At 68.6% G+C, this 17,288-nt stretch carries 17 protein-coding genes and 4 pseudogenes; 12 read left to right on the forward strand and 9 right to left on the reverse strand.

Going from position 1 to position 17,288, the window contains the following annotated elements; translation table 11 throughout:
• Positions 1–373, forward strand: a pseudogene (locus AC31A1_RS28025) (PLP-dependent aminotransferase family protein); the annotation flags it as partial.
• Here AC31A1_RS28025 and AC31A1_RS28030 read toward each other — a convergent pair.
• Positions 255–1,232, reverse strand: a complete 978-nt coding sequence (locus AC31A1_RS28030) for a hypothetical protein (protein ID WP_489655986.1) — start codon at positions 1,230–1,232, stop codon at positions 255–257. The pseudogene AC31A1_RS28025 and the gene AC31A1_RS28030 overlap by 119 nt on opposite strands.
• Before the next feature lie 189 nt (positions 1,233–1,421).
• Here AC31A1_RS28030 and AC31A1_RS28035 point away from each other — a divergent pair, with 189 nt between their 5' ends.
• Positions 1,422–1,988 (forward strand): SH3 domain-containing protein, encoded by a 567-nt coding sequence (locus tag AC31A1_RS28035; RefSeq protein WP_489655987.1) that lies wholly within the window; start codon positions 1,422–1,424, stop codon positions 1,986–1,988.
• A gap of 69 nt (positions 1,989–2,057) precedes the next feature.
• Here the strand turns inward: AC31A1_RS28035 and AC31A1_RS28040 are convergent, their stop codons facing one another.
• Positions 2,058–2,528, reverse strand: coding sequence for a hypothetical protein (locus AC31A1_RS28040; RefSeq protein WP_489655988.1), 471 nt, complete (start codon positions 2,526–2,528; stop codon positions 2,058–2,060).
• A 101-nt stretch (positions 2,529–2,629) separates the two neighbouring features.
• Between AC31A1_RS28040 and AC31A1_RS28045 the strand changes: the two genes are divergently transcribed.
• From AC31A1_RS28045 to AC31A1_RS28055, 3 genes are all read left to right on the forward strand, one after another.
• Positions 2,630–3,280 carry an NAD(P)-dependent oxidoreductase gene (locus AC31A1_RS28045; protein ID WP_489655989.1) on the forward strand — a complete coding sequence of 217 codons (651 nt, stop codon included), beginning with the start codon at positions 2,630–2,632 and terminating at the stop codon, positions 3,278–3,280.
• Between the two features lie 35 nt (positions 3,281–3,315).
• Positions 3,316–4,497 (forward strand): PP2C family protein-serine/threonine phosphatase, encoded by a 1,182-nt coding sequence (locus tag AC31A1_RS28050; protein WP_489655990.1) that lies wholly within the window; start codon positions 3,316–3,318, stop codon positions 4,495–4,497.
• 99 nt (positions 4,498–4,596) lie between these two features.
• Positions 4,597–5,880 (forward strand): hypothetical protein, encoded by a 1,284-nt coding sequence (locus AC31A1_RS28055; RefSeq protein WP_489655991.1) that lies wholly within the window; start codon positions 4,597–4,599, stop codon positions 5,878–5,880.
• On the opposite strand, the gene AC31A1_RS28060 is transcribed toward AC31A1_RS28055, so the two are convergent.
• Entirely contained in the window at positions 5,881–7,125 is a 1,245-nt protein-coding gene (locus AC31A1_RS28060; protein WP_489655992.1) for an amidohydrolase, read from the reverse strand.
• A 90-nt stretch (positions 7,126–7,215) separates the two neighbouring features.
• On the opposite strand from AC31A1_RS28060, the gene AC31A1_RS28065 reads away from it, so the two are divergent.
• The 3 genes from AC31A1_RS28065 (at position 7,216) to AC31A1_RS28075 (ending at position 9,435) form a co-directional block, all read left to right on the forward strand.
• Entirely contained in the window at positions 7,216–7,581 is a 366-nt protein-coding gene (locus tag AC31A1_RS28065) for a WD40 repeat domain-containing protein (RefSeq protein WP_489655993.1), read from the forward strand.
• Positions 7,582–7,714: 133 nt separating this feature from the next.
• Positions 7,715–8,539, forward strand: coding sequence for a mechanosensitive ion channel family protein (locus AC31A1_RS28070; protein ID WP_489655994.1), 825 nt, complete (start codon positions 7,715–7,717; stop codon positions 8,537–8,539).
• Positions 8,540–8,832: 293 nt separating this feature from the next.
• The gene (locus tag AC31A1_RS28075; RefSeq protein WP_489655995.1) at positions 8,833–9,435 is read left to right on the forward strand and encodes a Uma2 family endonuclease; all 603 of its coding nucleotides are present in this window, start codon (positions 8,833–8,835) and stop codon (positions 9,433–9,435) included.
• Between the two features lie 262 nt (positions 9,436–9,697).
• Here AC31A1_RS28075 and AC31A1_RS28080 read toward each other — a convergent pair whose 3' ends face one another.
• Positions 9,698–10,015 carry a DUF6401 family natural product biosynthesis protein gene (locus AC31A1_RS28080; protein WP_489655996.1) on the reverse strand — a complete coding sequence of 106 codons (318 nt, stop codon included), beginning with the start codon at positions 10,013–10,015 and terminating at the stop codon, positions 9,698–9,700.
• A gap of 113 nt (positions 10,016–10,128) precedes the next feature.
• Between AC31A1_RS28080 and AC31A1_RS28085 the strand changes: the two genes are divergently transcribed.
• Entirely contained in the window at positions 10,129–10,977 is an 849-nt protein-coding gene (locus AC31A1_RS28085; RefSeq protein ID WP_489655997.1) for a helix-turn-helix domain-containing protein, read from the forward strand.
• Complete coding sequence (locus AC31A1_RS28090) at positions 10,937–11,194, forward strand: DUF397 domain-containing protein (protein WP_489655998.1); 258 nt, start codon at positions 10,937–10,939, stop codon at positions 11,192–11,194. The genes AC31A1_RS28085 and AC31A1_RS28090 overlap by 41 nt, the downstream gene beginning before the upstream one ends.
• A 97-nt stretch (positions 11,195–11,291) precedes the next feature.
• Here AC31A1_RS28090 and tnpA read toward each other — a convergent pair.
• Positions 11,292–11,612 (reverse strand): annotated as a pseudogene (gene tnpA / locus AC31A1_RS28095) (IS200/IS605 family transposase); the annotation flags it as partial.
• 1 nt (position 11,613) lies between these two features.
• A pseudogene (locus AC31A1_RS28100) lies at positions 11,614–11,781 on the reverse strand (transposase); the annotation flags it as partial.
• A 67-nt stretch (positions 11,782–11,848) separates the two neighbouring features.
• Between AC31A1_RS28100 and AC31A1_RS28105 the strand changes: the two are divergent.
• Positions 11,849–12,388 (forward strand): annotated as a pseudogene (locus tag AC31A1_RS28105) (ISAzo13-like element transposase-related protein); the annotation flags it as partial.
• 45 nt (positions 12,389–12,433) lie between these two features.
• Here the strand turns inward: AC31A1_RS28105 and AC31A1_RS28110 are convergent.
• From AC31A1_RS28110 to AC31A1_RS28120, 3 genes are all read right to left on the reverse strand, one after another.
• Entirely contained in the window at positions 12,434–13,645 is a 1,212-nt protein-coding gene (locus tag AC31A1_RS28110; protein WP_489655999.1) for a beta-ketoacyl-[acyl-carrier-protein] synthase family protein, read from the reverse strand.
• Positions 13,646–14,162: 517 nt separating this feature from the next.
• Positions 14,163–14,834 carry a lysophospholipid acyltransferase family protein gene (locus AC31A1_RS28115; RefSeq protein ID WP_489656002.1) on the reverse strand — a complete coding sequence of 224 codons (672 nt, stop codon included), beginning with the start codon at positions 14,832–14,834 and terminating at the stop codon, positions 14,163–14,165.
• Between the two features lie 389 nt (positions 14,835–15,223).
• Positions 15,224–15,496 (reverse strand): hypothetical protein, encoded by a 273-nt coding sequence (locus AC31A1_RS28120; RefSeq protein WP_489656000.1) that lies wholly within the window; start codon positions 15,494–15,496, stop codon positions 15,224–15,226.
• A 366-nt stretch (positions 15,497–15,862) separates the two neighbouring features.
• Between AC31A1_RS28120 and AC31A1_RS28125 the strand changes: the two genes are divergently transcribed.
• Positions 15,863–17,245 (forward strand): FAD-binding oxidoreductase, encoded by a 1,383-nt coding sequence (locus AC31A1_RS28125; RefSeq protein WP_489656001.1) that lies wholly within the window; start codon positions 15,863–15,865, stop codon positions 17,243–17,245.
• Positions 17,246–17,288: the final 43 nt, after the last annotated feature.

The raw sequence follows: 17,288 nt of genomic DNA on the forward strand, positions 1-17,288 counted from the left end.
GCGGTGGATCACCGACGGCACTGTGGCGCGGCTGGTCGACGCCAAGCGGGAGGGCGCGGCCGCCCGGCACCGGCTTGTCGTCGAGGAGTTGGGGGAGTTCGCCGTACGGGCCGATCCCCTGACCTACTACGCCTGGTGGGAATTGCCCGCGCCGTGGCGGGCCGACACCTTCACGGGGGCCGCGGCGGCGCACGGGATCGCCATCACGCCCGGGACCGCCTTCAGCGTCGATCCGAAGGTGACCCCGGACGCGGTCAGACTTGGGCTCGCGTCGGCTGCTGTGCCCGGTCTGCGGCGGGCGTTGCGGACGCTCGCCGGTCTCGCAGGAGGCGCAGGAGCAGGAACTCCCGTGCCGGGCGGGCGAATCGGGTGAGCCAGGCCAGCGCGGCCACCGTCAGACCCACGCCCAGCAGCAGCCAGGCGACCGTGCGCAGGGTCGCGGTCAGGGCGTCGTAGATCGCGCCGCCCGCCGCCCCGGAGAGCTCGGCCGGCAGGTCGGCGACGGTGAAGTGGCGGCCGATCGCGAGCGCGAGGCCGAGCAGCGCGCCGCCGAGGGCCGTGCCGAGCGCGGTCGCGGTGATCGCGCGCCGGCGGCGCACGGCGACGGCGATACCGGTGACGGCGAAGACGGCGGCGGCCACGGGGAGCCAGAAGCCGGCGACCTCAAGCACGTGGAACTCCCTCCGGAGCGGGCCCAGTTCACCGGCCGGGAGAACCTCGACCCGGGTGTGCTGGACGGGGATGTTGTTCGCCAACGAGAGGTTCTCGCGGGCGAGTTGGTGTTTGACCCGGGCGGTGACGGGGGCGAGATCGACGGTGACCGTGCCGGCCCGCCCCTCGTCCTCCAGGGCGTTCAGGACGGCGTCGTGCGTGACCCGGTTGCCCTCGTCCCAGGCCACGCGGAAGGCCTCGGTCTCGGTGAACGAGCGCATCGCGTCGTGCACGAACGGCGCCATCACGCCCCGGGTCGCGCTCATCCGGACCCGGCCGGCCTTGGCTCCGCCGACCGGGATCCCGCCGATCCGCACCTCGCGCAGGATGCCCGCGCCGACCGTGTCCGCGATCGCGTTCCGTACGGCCGGGTCCGCGGCGAGGGGCGCCATCGTCGTGACGTAGCGGCCGGAGTCGGTCAGGCCGTATGCCGCCCAGGCCGCCAGCGCGCCGAAGGGCGTGAGGAGGCAGGAGAGGGCGACGAGGACGGCCGACAGGGCGCTCCGGAGACGTGGGGGCACCTCCTCAGGACACGGCCGGGGGGCGTCGTATGCGAGCGGGTCGGAGCTTTTTGACTGCGTATGGGTTAAATGTCAAGCCGTATGGGCGGTCCCGGTCGCGGAACCCTTGGCGGAACTGGGGAGTCCGCTCTCGGGTGGAGGCTTCACCCGAACGGGTGTTTCCTGGAGCTGGGGAGAAGGAGGCCGAACATGCGCACCACTCCGGCCCTGCGGACTCTGGCCGCGGCCCTGCTCACCGGTGGCACTCTCGCCGTCGCGGCGGCGGGCACCACGGCAGCGGCAGCACCGACCACGTACGCCGAAGGACATGGCGGTGGCGGCGGTGGCGGCAGTCCGATCTGGGGCACCATCGTGTCCCGCACGGATCTGAACGTGCGGGAGTCGCCCACCACCCGTTCCCCTGTCGTCGACTCGCTCGCACCGGGCAGTCAGGACCGCGTCCAGTGCGTGGTCAGGGGACAGAGCGTCAACGGAAACCCCGACTGGTACTGGCTCGTCGGCGCGCAGGCCTGGGCCAGCGCCGCGTTCGTCGACACCGGCGGCCAGGGCGTGCCGTCCTGCTCGGACCCGTGTCCGGGCTGGCGCGACGGCAACAGCGACTCAGGCAATTCCAACTGGAACAACGACCCGAACTGGAACGACAACAACTCCTCGTGGAGCACGTCGGCCTCCGGGTCGTGGAGCGTCTCGGGCTCGTGGAGCTGGAGTTCCTCCGGTTCGTCCACCGGCGGCGGCATCTGGAACTGGGCGCCGTAGGGAGGCTGGAACGCGTGGGCCCCGGCACCAACTCGGTGCCGGGGCCCATGTGTTGCTGGCTGTGTCCGGTCAGCGGATGCGGTTGCCCGCTCCGTCCTCGCGCGTGTAGTAGCGGTAGAAGAAGACCAGGAAGACGGCCGCCGTGGTCGCGAGGCCGAGGGCCGTGGAGCGCAGCACGCTCTCGCCGCTCTGGCTGTAGAGGAAGCCGAGCGCCGCGCCCGCGAAGCCGGACTTGACCAGCGAGTGCAGCTCGCGCTTGAGCAGCGGCGCGAACTGCGCGACCGCCAGGCACAGCACGATGAACGCGAGGGCCGTCACGAAGCCGAACAGGATGTTCCAGCCGGTGATGGGGCCGCCGCCGCGACGGTTGGCCGCCGCCCAGTAGCCGTAGACGAGTCCCAGGACGACCGGGATCGCGACCTTCGCCACGCGGTGGACGCGGGCGTCGAAGATGTCGGGCAGATCTCTCGTGAATCCACCCCGGCCGGTGGTGTTGCCCGGGCCGGTCATTCCGCCGGGCGTGGGTGCCGCTTGAGCCATGAGAGCACTCCTCTCTCTCCCCGTACTACCAATGCACACCCCGGCGGAGGCGGTGGCAAGTCGGCGTGCGGCCTCCGTTGCGGCGTGTTTCGCTGGGGCGCATGAAGCTCGTACTCTTCGGCGCCACCGGCATGGTCGGCAGCCGGATCGCGACGGAGGCGTCGGCCCGCGGCCACCAGGTCCTGGCGGTCAGCCGCTCCGGCCAGTCGCCCGTCCCCGGGGTCACCGCCACGGCGGCCGACGCGACGGACCCGGCGAAGGTGACCGAGGTGGCGCGCGGCGCCGACGCCGTCGCCTCCGCGTGCGTGCCGCCGCGCGACGGCAGCGACCCGCGCGGCCCCTTCCTCGCCCTGAACGAGGCCCTCGTCGCGGGCGTCCGCGCGGCCGGTGTCGGACGGCTCATGGTGGTCGGCGGCGCCGGCGGCCTGGAGGTCGCCCCCGGGCAGGCCCTCAGCGACCAGCCCGGCTTCCCCGAGGCCTACCTCCCGGAGGCCCGTGCCCACCGCGACGTCCTCGCCTACTACCGCTCCCTCGACGACGGCCTCGACGACGGTCTTGACTGGACGTACGTCTCCCCCGCCGCCGAGATCGCCCCGGGCACCCGCACCGGCCGCTTCCGCGTCGGCGGGGACCAGTTCATGACCGACGACCAGGGCCGCAGTTTCATCAGCGCCGAGGACTACGCGGTCGCCTTCGTCGACGAACTGGAAGCGCACGCCCACCCGCGCGGCCGGATGTCGGTCGCGTACTAACGGTCGTGCGCCGTCGTGGAACGGGGTTCTCACCGGTGCGCCACGGCGACTCCGGGCGCTCCCCGCTCGACCGGCTGCCCCGCGCCGGCGACCCCGACGCGATCCGGCGGCAGCACCTGCTGCGGGTACGCGGGCGGAGCGTCGCCTGGATACCGCCGCTGCTGGTGCTCGTCACCATCCTGCTGGTCGACTGGTACACCAGCGGTGAGTTCCGGACCGTCTCGTGGATCGTGCTCGTGCCCGGTATAGCCGCCGCGATCTGCGGGGTGCGGGGCACGGCCGTGTTCGCGGTGCTCGGCCTCGGCACCTACGTCCTCGCCGACCACGCCTGGCCGCGCCAGTACCAGACCGGGCTGCCCGACTTCATCCTCGTCGGCGTCGGCGGCGTCCTCGCCGTCCTGGCCTGTGCGGTCCGGGTCCGCGGTGAACGCCGCATGCTGCGGATGCGGGACGTCGCCGAGACCACCCGCCGTACGCTGCTGCGCCCGCTGCCGCCAGGCTGGGGCGGCCTCGACCACGCGGCCGTCTACCTCGCCGCGGACGCCTTCGCCCGCGTCGGCGGCGACTTCTACGACATCCAGCCAGGCCTGTACGGCACCCGCGCCCTCGTCGGTGACGTCCAGGGCAAGGGGCTCGGCGCGGTGGAGGCGGCGGCCGCGCTGCTCGGCACGTTCCGCGAGGCGGGGTACCACGAGCGGGAGCTGGCGACCGTCGCCGCCCGGCTGGAGACCCGGATCCACCGGCACGGGCTGCATCTCGCCGCCCTCGACCGCGAGGACGACGACCGCATCGACCGGTTCGCGACAGCCATCCTGCTGAGTTTCCCCGTCGCCGAACCGGACACCGTCGAGGTCGTCAACTTCGGTCACGAACCCCCGCTGGTGGTCGGCCCGCACGGGGTACGGTCCCTGCCGCCCGGGCACGGACTCCCGCTCGGGCTGGGCGAGTTGGCTCACATGGACGGGCCGCCGCCGACGCTCCGGATCACCCTCGCCCCCGGGGAGACCCTGCTCGTGGTCACCGACGGGGTGACGGAGGCGCGGGACGGGGCGGGCGTCTTCTACCGGCTCAAGTCCCTTGTCAGGGAAGGCGTGTTGGCCGATCCGCACCTCGCCGACCCGGACCGTCTCGTCGCCTACGTCCGTGACGGCACCCTGCGCCACAGCGGCGGACATCTCGCCGACGACACCACGATCTTCGCGGTACGGCGGTCCTGACTTCACCCTTTGCGGCAGCAGAGGGTGAGCAGAGGTTACGGTGCTGCGGTACGAAGTGAACGATGTGATCGCCGTGTTCGACGGTTCGGGGGAGGACGTATGCCTGGAACGGTGCTGCTGCTCGCGGCCTCGCCGGTGGGCAGGGGACGCCTGGTGGACGCGGCGTCCGTGCTGCCGGTCCTCGCGGCCGTCGACCCGGCCGTCCTGTCCGGCACGGACACCGCCAACGTTGTCGAACTCGCCGACCCGTTGGAGCCGCAGGCTGTCCTGACCCGGTTGCGTGCGGCCGCCACGGCACCGGGGCCCTTGACCGTGTTCGTCACCGGCCAGCTCCAACTCGACCGGAAACAGCACCTTCCGCATCTGGCCCTGGCCCGTACGACTCCGGCGACCGTCCGTTACACCGCGTTCCCGTGGGCCTGGGTCCGCGAGGAGTTGCGGTTGCGGGCGCCGGGGACGACGACGTTGCTGCTCGACCTGCACACGGATGCGGAGACCTGGCAGTGGCTGCGGGCTCATCCACTCGACTCGGGCCGCACGAACGCGGTTTACGGTCGCATCGCACCGCCTCCCGGTCGGCGCGTGGTGGCTGCGCCGGCGTACATGAAGGCGGTCGCGACGATTCTGCGCAGCGGGTGGCGTCCGCCGGTTGAGCAGTTGCATCAGCAGGCGGTTGGCCGGCTCGGGGCGGAAGGGTATGCGGACGTGGTGCTTGCCTGGCCGGGGAGCGTGGGGGCGGGCGTCCCTGGGGGCTCCGCCCGCAGACCCCCGTCGGCCCTGAAGGGGCCTCGTCCTCAAACTCCCCCAGAGGGGGGACCCCCAGACGGGCTGGATTTCGCCGGCCCGAGTGGAAAGAGTGCCGCTCGGAGCGAGGACAGCGCGCCGCGAAGCGTGGAGGATGCACGGCGAGGCCAATATGGCGCGCCGCCAAGCCAGAACAGCGCGCCACCAAGCCACGACAGCGACCCGCACATCGCCGTCGCCTCCGCCGCGCAAGCCGGTCGGCACCTCGACGCCGACGCCCTCGCCGCCGAGCACGAGCAGGCCGCCGTCCGCGCACACGGCCGGGGTTCCGAAGAAGCGCTGCACTGGACCGAAGTGCGGGCCGATCTGGCGATGTTGGCGGGGGATCCGGTGCGGAGTTGTCGGGCCTGGCTCGCGGTGGCGTCGGCGCGGCTCGCGGCGGGACAGTCACCCGACGCGGCTGCCGTCGAGGCGGCCGTGGACCGTGCCCATCATCAGTGGGGGCAGATCCACGAACCGGCCCACGCTCGCGAACTCGGGCCCGAACTGGCCGAGTTGAGGAGCAGGGTGCCAGGGCGCCGCGCGGGCGCCCTGGATCACGTACAGCAGCACCTGGTCCAACTCCAGTTGCTGGGCTAGTCAGTTCACAGTCAGGATCTCCAACGCCCCTGACACCAGGGTCCGTACACCCGGCGCCACCGTCACCAGGTCCGGTGCGAACTGCGGGCTGTGGTTGCTGGGGACGGCGTGGAACTTCTCCATCAGGTCCGTGCCGGGGGCCGCGTCCCACACGTCCGCCGGGGTGCTCGTCACGAACCAGTAGGAGTACGGGACGCCCTCGGGGACCAGGTGGGGGAAGTCCTCGCTGCCCGTCGCCGCGCCGGGGTCGAAGACCGTGCCCGCGCCGAGGACCTCGGTGTGCACAGCGGCGATCCGGCGGTCGGTGTCCGCGTCGTTGACCATCGTCGGGAGGCTGGTGCCGATGGTCACCTCGGGCTCGCGCGGGCAGCCCGCGGCGAGGCATTCGCCGGACGCGATACGGCGGATCGCGGCGATCATCCGCTCCCGCACGTCGTCGGACTGGGTGCGCAGGTTGAGGGAGATCCGGGCCTCGGCCGGGATGATGTTGTGCCGGGTGCCCGCCTCGATACGGCCCACAGTCAGGACGGCGGAGTCACGGGCCGCGATCTCCCGGGAGACGATCGTCTGAAGGCGGGTCACCAGGTAGGCGGCCGTGACGACCGGGTCCACCGTCGTCTCGGGGCGGGAGCCGTGTCCGCCGCGGCCATGGACCACGATGTCGACGTCCGTCGAGGCCGACATGATCAGGCCGGGCACGTGCGGGTAGAACCCGGCGGGGCCCGGTGCCGCGTGCTGGGCGAGCAGGACGTCCGGGCTCGGGACGCGGTCGTACAGGCCGTCGGCCACCATCGCGGCCGCGCCCGAACCCGTCTCCTCCGCCGGCTGGCCCACGAGCACCAGCGTCCCCGACCAGGCGTCCCGCCCGGCGGCCAGCGCCTGGGCCGCGCCCGCCAGCCAGGTCACGTGCAGGTCGTGCCCGCAGGCGTGCATCGCGCCGGGGACCGAGGAGGCGTACGACAGCCCGGTCTCCTCCTGCACCGGCAGCGCGTCCATGTCGGCGCGCAGCAGCACGGTCGGCCCGTCGCCGTTGCGGAGCACTCCGGCGACGCCGGTGCCGCCGATGCCCTCGACGGTGTCGTAGCCCGCCTTCGTGAGGCGTTCGGCGAGCTTCGCGGCCGTGCGGTGTTCGCGGCCGGACAGCTCGGGGTGCCGGTGCAGGTCCCGGTAGAAGTCCTCCAGGTCGGGGACCGGGAGGTCGGCGGTGAGGTCCAGTGCGGTGCGCGCGGCGGGGGAAGTGGTCACGGGGGCAGCGTATGCGGGCCGGATGTGCGTACGGGAGCCCCGGCGGGACAGGGGGGATGTCCCGCCGGGGCGGCTGGTGGAGGTCCCGGCGTGAGATCGGCCGGTCCCCGCGATCCCGGTGTGGGGGATGCCATCTCCGCCGTCGCCTTCAGCCCCGACGGCCGCACCCTCGCGGTCGGCGGCAGCGGCGGCAGCCTCCAGCTCTGGGACGTGGCCACCCAACAGCCGCTCAGCAGCGCCCCGTTGACGACCCCGGGCGAGGCGATCACCTCGCTGGCCTTCAGCCCCGACGGCAGCACGGTCTACGCCGGCAGCGCCCACGTCCCGCTCCAGCGCTACGCCGTGGACCCGGCCCGGGCCCTGGCACGGGTCTGCGCGCGCACCGGGAACGCGGAGCTGACCCGGGCACAGTGGCGGACATACGTGCCGGACGCGCCGTACCGCCGCATCTGCTGATCATCCGGAGGCTTCTCACCCGTACGGCCCAGCTCACGCGGCCACGTCCGCACGGCGCTGCTCCACTGATGAAGAACGAAGAAAACAAGGGGCCAGTAATACCCACCAGGACCCACCGAAGGAAGTGCCGCCCATGGCTGTTCCCGAAGCCACCCTCGCCATCAACTTCACCCAGGGGCTGAACGACGCCTGGTCGAAGGTCGCGCAGTTCGTGCCGAAGCTCGTCGGCTTCCTGGTCATCCTGGCCATCGGCTGGTTCGTGTCGAAGATGATCACCCGCGTCCTGGACCGGGTGCTGCGCAAGGTCGGCTCGGAGAAACTCTCCGAACGGGCCGGTACGGAACGGTACTTGCGGGACTCCAAGTACGACATGACCGGCATCGTCTGCAAGATCGTGTACTACGCGCTGATGCTGATCACCCTCCAGCTCGCGCTCGGAGTCTTCGGCTCCAACCCGGTCAGCACGATGATCAACGGCATCGTCGCCTGGCTCCCGCGCGGCATCGTCGCGGTCGTCCTGGTGGTCGTCGCGATGGCCATCGCCAACGCGGTCCGGGGCATCGTGGGCAGCGCCCTCTCCTCCATGTCGTACGGCAAGATGCTCGCGACCATCGTCTGGGCCTGCATCATGGCGCTCGGCGTGATCGCGGCCCTCGGCCAGGCGGGCATCGCCACCTCGGTCACCCAGCCGGTGCTCTACGCGGCCCTCGCGACCGCGGCCGGCATCCTGATCGTCGGCGTCGGCGGCGGCATGATCACCCCGATGCGCCAGCGCATGGAACGCATGCTGATGGCGGCCGAGCGCGAGACCACCAACGCCAGGGGCAGCCTCACGGCCTACCAGTCGGGCCGCCAGGACGCGATGACCAACCAGCCGGTCCGGGAGCGGACGGACATGGGGACGGACATGGGGAGGGACACGCGGCGCGACGACATGCCGGGGTCGTCCGGCATGTAGCGCGACGTGAGCGCAGGTGAGGGCCGTGATCCGGAGTTGATTCGCCTCTCGGGCGGGACTGTCCGATCAACTCCGCGGCGATGACGATCGGAGGCGTTGCCACCCGTGGCGGGCGGCGACGCCGACCGACGTATCGACGAGGAGAACGACCATGAAGGTGTTTCCGCGCGGCCGAAGTCGGCGAACACCCGAGAACACCGGCTCTGGCTACCATGGGTTTCACCGGCAGGTCAGAGGGAGTGTTCGCGCAACGGACTCGCGCTCCTCGTGACTGCTCCGAAGGAGACGGCGGTATGAGCGAGCAGACCATCTACCGGCACCTGCGTGACATGCGGGATCACTTCACGCCGCCGCCCGGCTTCACCTACCCCGAGATCAGCGACGGCACGTTCGTCATGATGATGAGCCCCCGCCCCCGGCACCAGCTCACGGCCGTGGACGTGCGCGACCAACTGTCCGGACAGCTACCGCCCGGAATAATCGCCGCGGAGGCCACGGACACGGATGACGCGTCCCTCGGCACACTGCGCATTCCTGACCTGCTGGTGGTCCCGCGCTCGGCCATGGAGACGGACGATCCGCTGGACCCGCACGAGATCCTCCTGGCCATCGAGATCGTCTCCCCGTCGAACCCCGGCAACGACTACGACGCCAAGAGCCACGACTACCCGGCGATGGGCATCCCGCACTACCTCATCCTCGACCCGCGCGACGGCACATGGACGTACCAGTGGGGAATCGACACCCACAGCGGCCGCCCCGCCTACGGCAACCGTCTGCAACGGCAGCCGTACGGGACCCCGCTCGCCATCACCACCGAGCTGGGCACCTGGAAGCTCGACACGAGCGGGCTGCCGCTCTACTCGCGCAAGGACATGATGCTTCCGCCGGAGTGAGCCGAGTGGGACGTGTGGTGTTCGGCCGGCTGGCCCGCGGCCTTGGCCGGGCTTGCCGCAGCCGCGCCGATCAAGGCGGCGACGGCGATGACGGCGGCGCAGAATCCTCTGACGTAACGCGCGGACATACCAACCTCGCAACGACAGTGACGGCGACGGCAACAGCGAAGAGTTAAGCACGCTTAATGCGTGCCTAACTTAAGGGGTCGGAGTGCGCAACGGGAAGGGCTTCAGGGCGAGTTGAGTCACCGGAAAGCCTTTTTCAGTCACCGTGGCGCTGCTCGGGAAGCAGCCCGTGCCGGTGCACCAGCCAGCTGATGGCGGTCAGCCTGCACACCGCGTAGTCGTGGCCGACCGGCTCCCGCCAGTCCAGTTCCGCGAGCGCGTCCAGGAAGCCGAGCGCGTAATCCGTGAGGTCGGCGTGGTCCGGGGGCGGGGGCGTCAGATCCGGGCCGCCCGCCGCGAGACGTTCGCGCAGTTCAGCCACGTGCTGGTCCACCGCGGCCACGAAGGCGGGCTCGAACGCGAACTCCGCGAAGCGCGGCGCGTACGAGTCGCTGATCTTGACCAAAGGGGACATTTCTCCACCGTACGTTACGCACGTTATGGAGAGTTCGTGATTCTCATCACCCAGGCGGCATCGAGTAGTTACTCTCGGCGACAGGCCGGTAACTACTCGGAGGGGACTGTCGCATGGTCCACGTTCGCCAACTCGACCCGAGCGCATCCCCGTTGGACTACTTCGGCTACGAATGCCGCCGGTTGAGGGAAGCGGCGAGTCTCACGCTGGAGGGCCTCGGCAAGATCCTCTTCTGCACCGGCTCGCTCATCGGGCAGATCGAGACGGCCCAGAAGGTCCCGACCCGGAACTTCGCCGAACGCCTCGACGCCGCGTTCATGACGGACGGGTCCTTCACCCGCATGATCGGCATGGTTCTGCGGAGCCAACTCCCCAACTGGTTCCAGGCGTACGCGGACATGGAGGCGAAGGCCGCGTACATCTCGACGTATCAGTGCCAGTTGGTCTACGGCCTTCTCCAGACACCGGAGTACGCGGCAGCGCTGCTCGCCGTCGACGAGCCGGACAAGGTCGAAGAGATGGTAGCGGCGAGGATGGAACGGCAGCGCATTCTGGAGAAGAAGCAGCCGCCCGCAGTGTGGGTCATCCTGGACGAGTCCGTGCTGTTCAGGATGGTCGGCGATCGCGAGGTCATGCGTAAGCAACTCGCCCGTCTGGTGAGCTTCCGGGACAACCCCTGGGTGAACATCCAGGTGCTGCCGTTCTCCGTAGGAGCGCACACCGGAATGATGGGCTCGTTCAACCTCCTGCGCTTCGACGACGACCCTGACATCCACTACTCCGAGGGCTACGACCAGGGGCACATGACCGCCAACCCAGACGTCATCAGGGAACGTTCGGTCGGATACGCTCGATTGCAGGCCGCTGCCCTCTCGGTGGAGGACTCGGCCGACCTGATCGCACGCGTGATGGAGGAACGTTATGGAGACCGGCCGACAGACGTGGCGGAAGTCCAGCTATAGCGGCACCAACGGCGGTGACTGCGTCGAGTGCGCCCCCCTCGGCACGGTCGCGTGGCGCAAGTCGTCCTTCAGCGGCACCAACGGCGGCGAGTGCGTCGAGGTCGCAGCCAGTGCCCCCTGTGTCGCGATCCGTGACTCCAAGAACCCCGGCGGAGCAGTTGTCACCATCAACCGCGCCCACTTCGAGGAATTCATCAACTCACTCTCCATCCCTTAGTTCTTCGCAGGGAATCCCGGCCTTTAGGCCGGCGGGAATGCGATCCTTGGCCCGGAGGCGTGAAGCGCCGGAGATCTCTGCGCCCGCATGGTGATGGTCAGGCTGGGCGCTTCTGGTCCTCGATGCAGTCCCTGACGATGCTCAGCGGCGCGCCGCCGCAGGACCCGGCGAAGTAGGACGGGGACCAGAACACCGAGCCCGTCCCGATCTGCTTGATCCGGCCGTTGTACCCCGCCCGCAGGTAGCGGGAGCTGACGCCCTTCAGGCTGTTGACCAGCTTGGACAGGGCGATTTTCGGGGGGTAGTGCACGAGCAGGTACGTATGATCGCCTTTGCCGTTGAAATCGCGCAGCTCTGCGCCGAAGCTCTCGCACACGTTCGTCATGATCGCCTCGCAGCACGTCAGCATTCCGTCATTAGTCCGGCTTGGTCGCGAAGATGGTGTCCTCGCCCAGCCCCGCGGCCCGGCAGCGGTCCGGGTCGCACGTCCAGGAGCGCGGGATGTACAGCTCCCGGTCCACCGCCGCGTGCCCGCGCTCGCCGGCGTAGACGAGGTAGAACGCGACCTGGGAGTTCTCGATCCGTCCAGGGGCCCGTATTTCAATAAGTGCTCGGCAGAGGGGTGTTGGTGGGAGTTTGAGATATGACCCGTATCTGTCAGACCGCGTTGCCGCTCGTGCTCTGCAAGCCAAGTTCGATCAGATCCTGCCGCACTTCGATGAGCGCCGCCGTCGGTTGTACCTGGCCAGTGAGTCGGCGGCCCTCGGCCGCGGCGGGATCGTCCCGGTCGCCGCCGCCTCCGGCACCAGCACTGCAACCATCGCGCGAGGTATGGCCGAGTTGGCCGGGTGTTCCTCACCGATCCTGCGGGTCCGGGCTCCAGGTGCGGGCCGCAAGCGGCTGACAGACACCGATGCCGGTCTGCTGCCCGCGCTGGAGTCGCTGATCGAGCCGCACACCCGGAGGCCCGTCTCCCCCTCGCGGTGGACCACGCTGTCGTTACGGGCCCTGGCCTCGACCCTCACCACACAGGGCCACCCGATCAGCGCTTCAACCGTCGGACACCTGCTGCACACCCAGGGCTACAGCCTGCAGGGAACCGCGAAGACAACAGAGGGCATCAGCCATCCGGACCGCGATGCCCAGTTCACCCACCTGAATGCCACCGCCACCGCGTTCCTCAACGATGCTCAGCAGGGACAGCAGTTCCAGGGTGAAGTGCTGGCTTGCGCCTGCAGTTCAGTCGGGCCGGCTGCCACGCATGACAAGGACGGCGTTGTGTCCGCCGAAGCCGAATGAAGTACTCACGGCGGTCCTCATGCGTCGTTCCCGCGGTGTCTTGGTGACGATGTCCAGCTCCAGAGCGGCGTCCTGGCACTGGAGGTTGGCCGTCGGGGGGATCTTCCCGTGCTCCAGGCTGAGCAATGTGGCCGCAGCCTCGATCGCCCCTGCCGCTCCCAAGGAATGTCCCCACACGCTTTTGTTCGCGGTGATCGGCGGGCCAGCGGGGAACACCTTCCGCAGTACGAGCGCCTCGGTCTCGTCGTTCAGCCGGGTGGATGTGCCATGGGCGTTGACGTGGTCGATGCTGTCCGCACCGCAACCAGCATCCAACAGGGCCGCCCGGATAGCAGTTTCTGCCGACTCGCCCATCGGAGAAGGTGCGGTGGGGTGATACCCGTCCGCAGTAGCGCCGTAGCCGGCTAGATACCCCCGCAGACGCGCCCGTCGGCGGTGCGCGTCACGAGCACGTTCTAGCACGAGAACGGCCGCGCCTTCACCGAGCACGAACCCATCGCGTTCGGTGTCGAAGGGCCGTGAAGCGCCTTCCGGGTTGTCTGCGCGGAAGGACAACGCGCCCATACGCCCAAAGGAGGCGGCGGTCATCCGACTACGGCCTGATTCGCTTCCTCCCGCCAGCACGACGTCGCACCGCCCCGAGCGAAGAAGGTCCATGGCGGTTCCCAGGGCTGTGGTACCCGAGGCGCATGCGCTGCTGGTGGTGAAGCAGATGCCCCGTGCGCCAAGGTCAAGGGCGATTTCTCCGGCCGCCATGTTGGGCAGGCTGCGAGGAATGCTGAAGGGCGACAAGGAATCGGCCCTGTCCTGTTCAAGCAGGGAGAAGGGTCTTTCGTAGGAGTGCAGGCTGTTGCTACCGACCCCGAGAACGACACCCACCCGTTCCGGCTGCCACCGCGTGGGGTCGAGGCCGGCGTCAGCGACGGCTTGCCGGGCGGCAATCACCGCGAACTGTGCGAAGGTGTCGAGCCGCCTGGCCGCCTTGTGTCCCAGCACAAGGGCAGCGTTAAGTCCCCGAACCGCGCACGAGAAATCGGCACGCAGCCCGGCGAGGAGCGGATCACGATCCGCCAGCGAAAGCCCCCGACACAGCCCGTGCCAGTTCTCTTCAAGTCCGATGCCCGCCGGCGACAGCATGCCGATCCCCGTCACTGCGATGTCTCTAGTGCTCAACGGACGAACCTTCCTGTAGCGCGATGGGGCGGGGCTGCTTGACCGGGAACTACGGCGAGCGGACGCACATGGGCGGGACCTGTGTCTCGTCACCGGTGCCGGCGAGTCTGCGTCCCCCTTGACGGACAAGGCCATGTTGAAATGTGGCAGGTCAATTACGGTTCCCCAGTGAGGGACGGGTCCTCCGCGTGCGTGCTGCGTCATGGAACCGGCCACTCATTATTTTCACATGACGCGCCAAGGCGTCTCGCACAGGATTATTGCCTGGCCGGTTGAGGAAACGCGAGTTGTGCCTGGTCTCGCCCCAGCCTACCGAAAATACAGACTCGCGTGGAGTGGTGAATCGGTCTGTGAGCCGAATGGTCTAGAAGGCGGGCCTTTCCGCACGATATGCACACACGCCTGCACCGCGGCCCGTCTGTGGAAGTCGCGCTCCAGGCATCGGCATCGTTCCAATGTAACGGCGGACTGCAGCGCAGAGATCAACTTTGACCGCTCAGGAAATCTTCACTTTTGTTGCGTAGATGTCGACGTACTCTTGCCCGGACATCCGCCTAATTTCGGTCATTACCGTATCGGTGATGGCCCGCAGTACGTAGCGGTCACGTTCAAAGCCGTCATAGCGCGAAAACTCCAGCGGCGCACCGAATGTCACCTTTACGCGAGCTGGACGGGGTAGGCCTGCTCCGCCTGGTTGCACCTTTTCTGTCCCGGTTACGGCGAAAGGTACAATGGGAGCACCTGTCATCAAAGAAAGCCGGGCAATACCTGTCCGCCCACGGTAGAGGCGCCCGTCAGGCGAGCGAGTGCCCTCCGGAAAAACGCCGAACATGTGTCCTTCGTTAAGCAGTCTGCAACCGGTCATCAAAGCAGCGGACGCAGCACCCGCGTGGCCTCGATCAACGGGAACCATACCGCCGCTGTTGAAAAACCAGGACTGCACTTTGCCTTTGATGCCCTTCCCAGCCATGTACTCGCCCTTGCCAATGAAGATGACTCGGCGGCGACAGATCAATTGCAGGATCAACGAGTCGAGGAAGGCAATATGATTCCCCGCCAGGATCACCGGTCCAGTAGGGGGAATGTGCTCGATCCCGTACATCTTGGGACGGCACACCAGGGAAAGAGCAGGACCGAGTGTAGCTTTGATGATCCCGTAGCGGGACAACGGAACCTCCGTCACTTGTCAGACCTTCATATTTTTCTTGCACATAATGATGGAAATATCGCGGCCATGAGCCTTGATGCGGGCACCTTAACAAACTCGCGCGAAAACTCGGTCGTTCGCATGGTCACGCCACAGCGCCTTATGGTCGACCGGCTGGAACACCTGCGAAATCACTCGGTGCCGTGGCCATCGCCCTGGCCAACGTCCACGGACGCATGGCCTGGCTCCTCCGTGCCGCGGATACCGCGCCGATCACCGCCGTCAGCAGAGAGTCGCCGCCGTCCGGTCGGCGCGGCGCAGGGCCGGCCGAGCAGGAGGTGGTCGGCTTCCGTGGCGGGTGTGCCCGGATGTGCGGAGGCCGTGGACTGCCAGCGCAGGTCAGCAGCTGTTCAGCCGACCGCGCCAGGTCCTGTACTGCTGCTGGCGCCGGTCCGGCGCCGTACGGCCCGCCGTGCATAGAACAGGTGCATCACCACTCCGGCTGCCAGGATCAGCGCGACCTGCCAAGGCGTGAGCTTCCCGGACACCGCGACGACCACGATCGGAACGCCGATTACCGGCGCGGCCCACACCGCTACATTCAGCGGGGGGTGGCCGAAGCGCAGCGCGATGCGTTCGTGCGCCGCATGATAGAGAGCCAGCCCACCGGCGAGGGCGATCACGGCGCCGCGGGCAAGGTGCTGATGTCCTTGCCCGGCCTCCTCCAATCGCGGTGACCAGCCCGCCGGCCATGGCGATCACCGAGGCCGTCACGAAGAAGTGCCGGGTCGCGATTCCGTTCTGGTGGCTGTCGTGGGGCGTCGTACGACAGGAATCGACGACCCCACAGCTTCTGGCGTTTCGAATCAGTAATATCCGACAGCACAGTGAATCATGAATCCTATTTCCATCAAATTTCCGTTACTTGTGTAGTTGATTGTGGTGTCTATACCCTGGCGCAGTCCCGGGCCGGATGGACTGATTCCGTTTCCGGCCCTACTGATGGTGGCACGTCCACATTCATCGGAATTATTTTTATGTCTATCGTAATGAAAGATGGTGGGCGCAATTACCGCGCCCGTCTCGCCTCCGTCCACCTCCCCTCCGACATCGAGGAACTGCGCGCCCTCGTCCTCGGGGCCCGTCGAGACGGTCGCCGTGTCGTCGTCCGCGGCTCCGGGCGCAGCCAGGGCGGACTGACCCTCGCAGACCACGCGATCCAAATCGACACCTCCCGGCTCACCCGGATCGAGGACATCGACCCGCGTACGATGACCGTGCGTGTTCAGTCCGGCGTCACCTGGGACCGGCTCCGCGGCGTCCTGGACCCGCTGGGGCTGTCGACCCGGTGCAACCAGAGTTACGGCGTCTTCACCGTCGGCGGCTCCGTGAGCGTCAACGCGCACGGCCGGAACGTCGACACCGGAGTGCTCGCCGAAACGATTGTGGCGGTACGGGTCATGCTCGCCACCGGCGAGATCGTGCAGGCCGGCCGCGAGGAGAACCGCGAACTCTTCGGTCTGGTCGTCGGCGGTCTGGGGCTGATCGGTGTACTCGTCGATGTCACCCTGCGGCTGACCCGCAACGACGAATACGAGAAGAGCCGGGTCGTCGTCATGCCGGTAACCGAGTATCCCCGGTACGTCGCCGAGCAGGTGCGCAGCGATCCCGACGTCCACTTCCACTACGCCCGGCTGTCCGTGGCGGACGACGAGCTGTGGCAACAGTTGTTCTGCGTCGACTACCGGCTGCGTCCCGGCGGGGATACCGTCGACGCCGTCCGTGCCGAACCCCTCGACCGCGTCGCCATGGCCAAACAGCGGATGCTGATGTGGGGCGTGCGGCGCAGTTCCTGGGTGCGGCGGCAGCGGTTCGGCTGGGAGTTGCAGTACCGCGCGCACCCCGAGCGGGTGCGCCGCAACAACGTGGCCAAGGAGTCCATCCGGGCCATCGAGTCCTCCGCCCGCCACCGCGCCGACTGGCTTCAGGAGTTCTTCGTCCCCGCGCCCGCCCTCCTCGACTTCCTCGGCGCGGCCCGCCAGGTGCTGCGGGAGGAGCAGTTCCGGCTGCTCAACACCACACTGCGGTTCGTTCCGCGCAACAAGGACGCCCTGCTCTCCTACGCCCGCCAGGACAGCTTCTCCGCGGTGCTGTTCTTCGAACAGGCCCTGGAGCCACGGCAGATCCGCCGCACCGAGCACGTCCTGCGCCGCCTCCTCGACTGCGCGCTCGACGTCGGCGGCGCGCACTACCTCTGCTACCAGCGCTTCGCCTCCAGTGAACAACTCCAGCTCGCGTACCCCAGGTTGACGGATTTCTTCGCCCTCAAGAGCAAGTGGGACCCGGACGGTCTGTTCACCAACCAGTTCCATCAGCAGTACGGACCCGGTGTTACCGTCCCCGTCGCCGCGTCCCCGCTGCCAATTCCCTGAGAGGACACCGGCCATGGCCTCGCCCCGCGGCCCCGAATCACCC

The organism is Streptomyces sp. P5F9, assembly GCF_057961495.1.

Coding starts and splice junctions, on each gene's coding strand:
- AC31A1_RS28035 (WP_489655987.1), top strand. CDS start 1,422: ATGCGCACCACTCCGGCCCTGCGGACTCTGGCCGCGGCCCTGCTCACC.
- AC31A1_RS28040 (WP_489655988.1), bottom strand. CDS start 2,528: ATGGCTCAAGCGGCACCCACGCCCGGCGGAATGACCGGCCCGGGCAAC.
- AC31A1_RS28045 (WP_489655989.1), top strand. CDS start 2,630: ATGAAGCTCGTACTCTTCGGCGCCACCGGCATGGTCGGCAGCCGGATC.
- AC31A1_RS28055 (WP_489655991.1), top strand. CDS start 4,597: ATGCCTGGAACGGTGCTGCTGCTCGCGGCCTCGCCGGTGGGCAGGGGA.
- AC31A1_RS28070 (WP_489655994.1), top strand. CDS start 7,715: ATGGCTGTTCCCGAAGCCACCCTCGCCATCAACTTCACCCAGGGGCTG.
- AC31A1_RS28075 (WP_489655995.1), top strand. CDS start 8,833: ATGAGCGAGCAGACCATCTACCGGCACCTGCGTGACATGCGGGATCAC.
- AC31A1_RS28080 (WP_489655996.1), bottom strand. CDS start 10,015: ATGTCCCCTTTGGTCAAGATCAGCGACTCGTACGCGCCGCGCTTCGCG.
- AC31A1_RS28085 (WP_489655997.1), top strand. CDS start 10,129: ATGGTCCACGTTCGCCAACTCGACCCGAGCGCATCCCCGTTGGACTAC.
- AC31A1_RS28090 (WP_489655998.1), top strand. CDS start 10,937: ATGGAGACCGGCCGACAGACGTGGCGGAAGTCCAGCTATAGCGGCACC.
- AC31A1_RS28125 (WP_489656001.1), top strand. CDS start 15,863: ATGAAAGATGGTGGGCGCAATTACCGCGCCCGTCTCGCCTCCGTCCAC.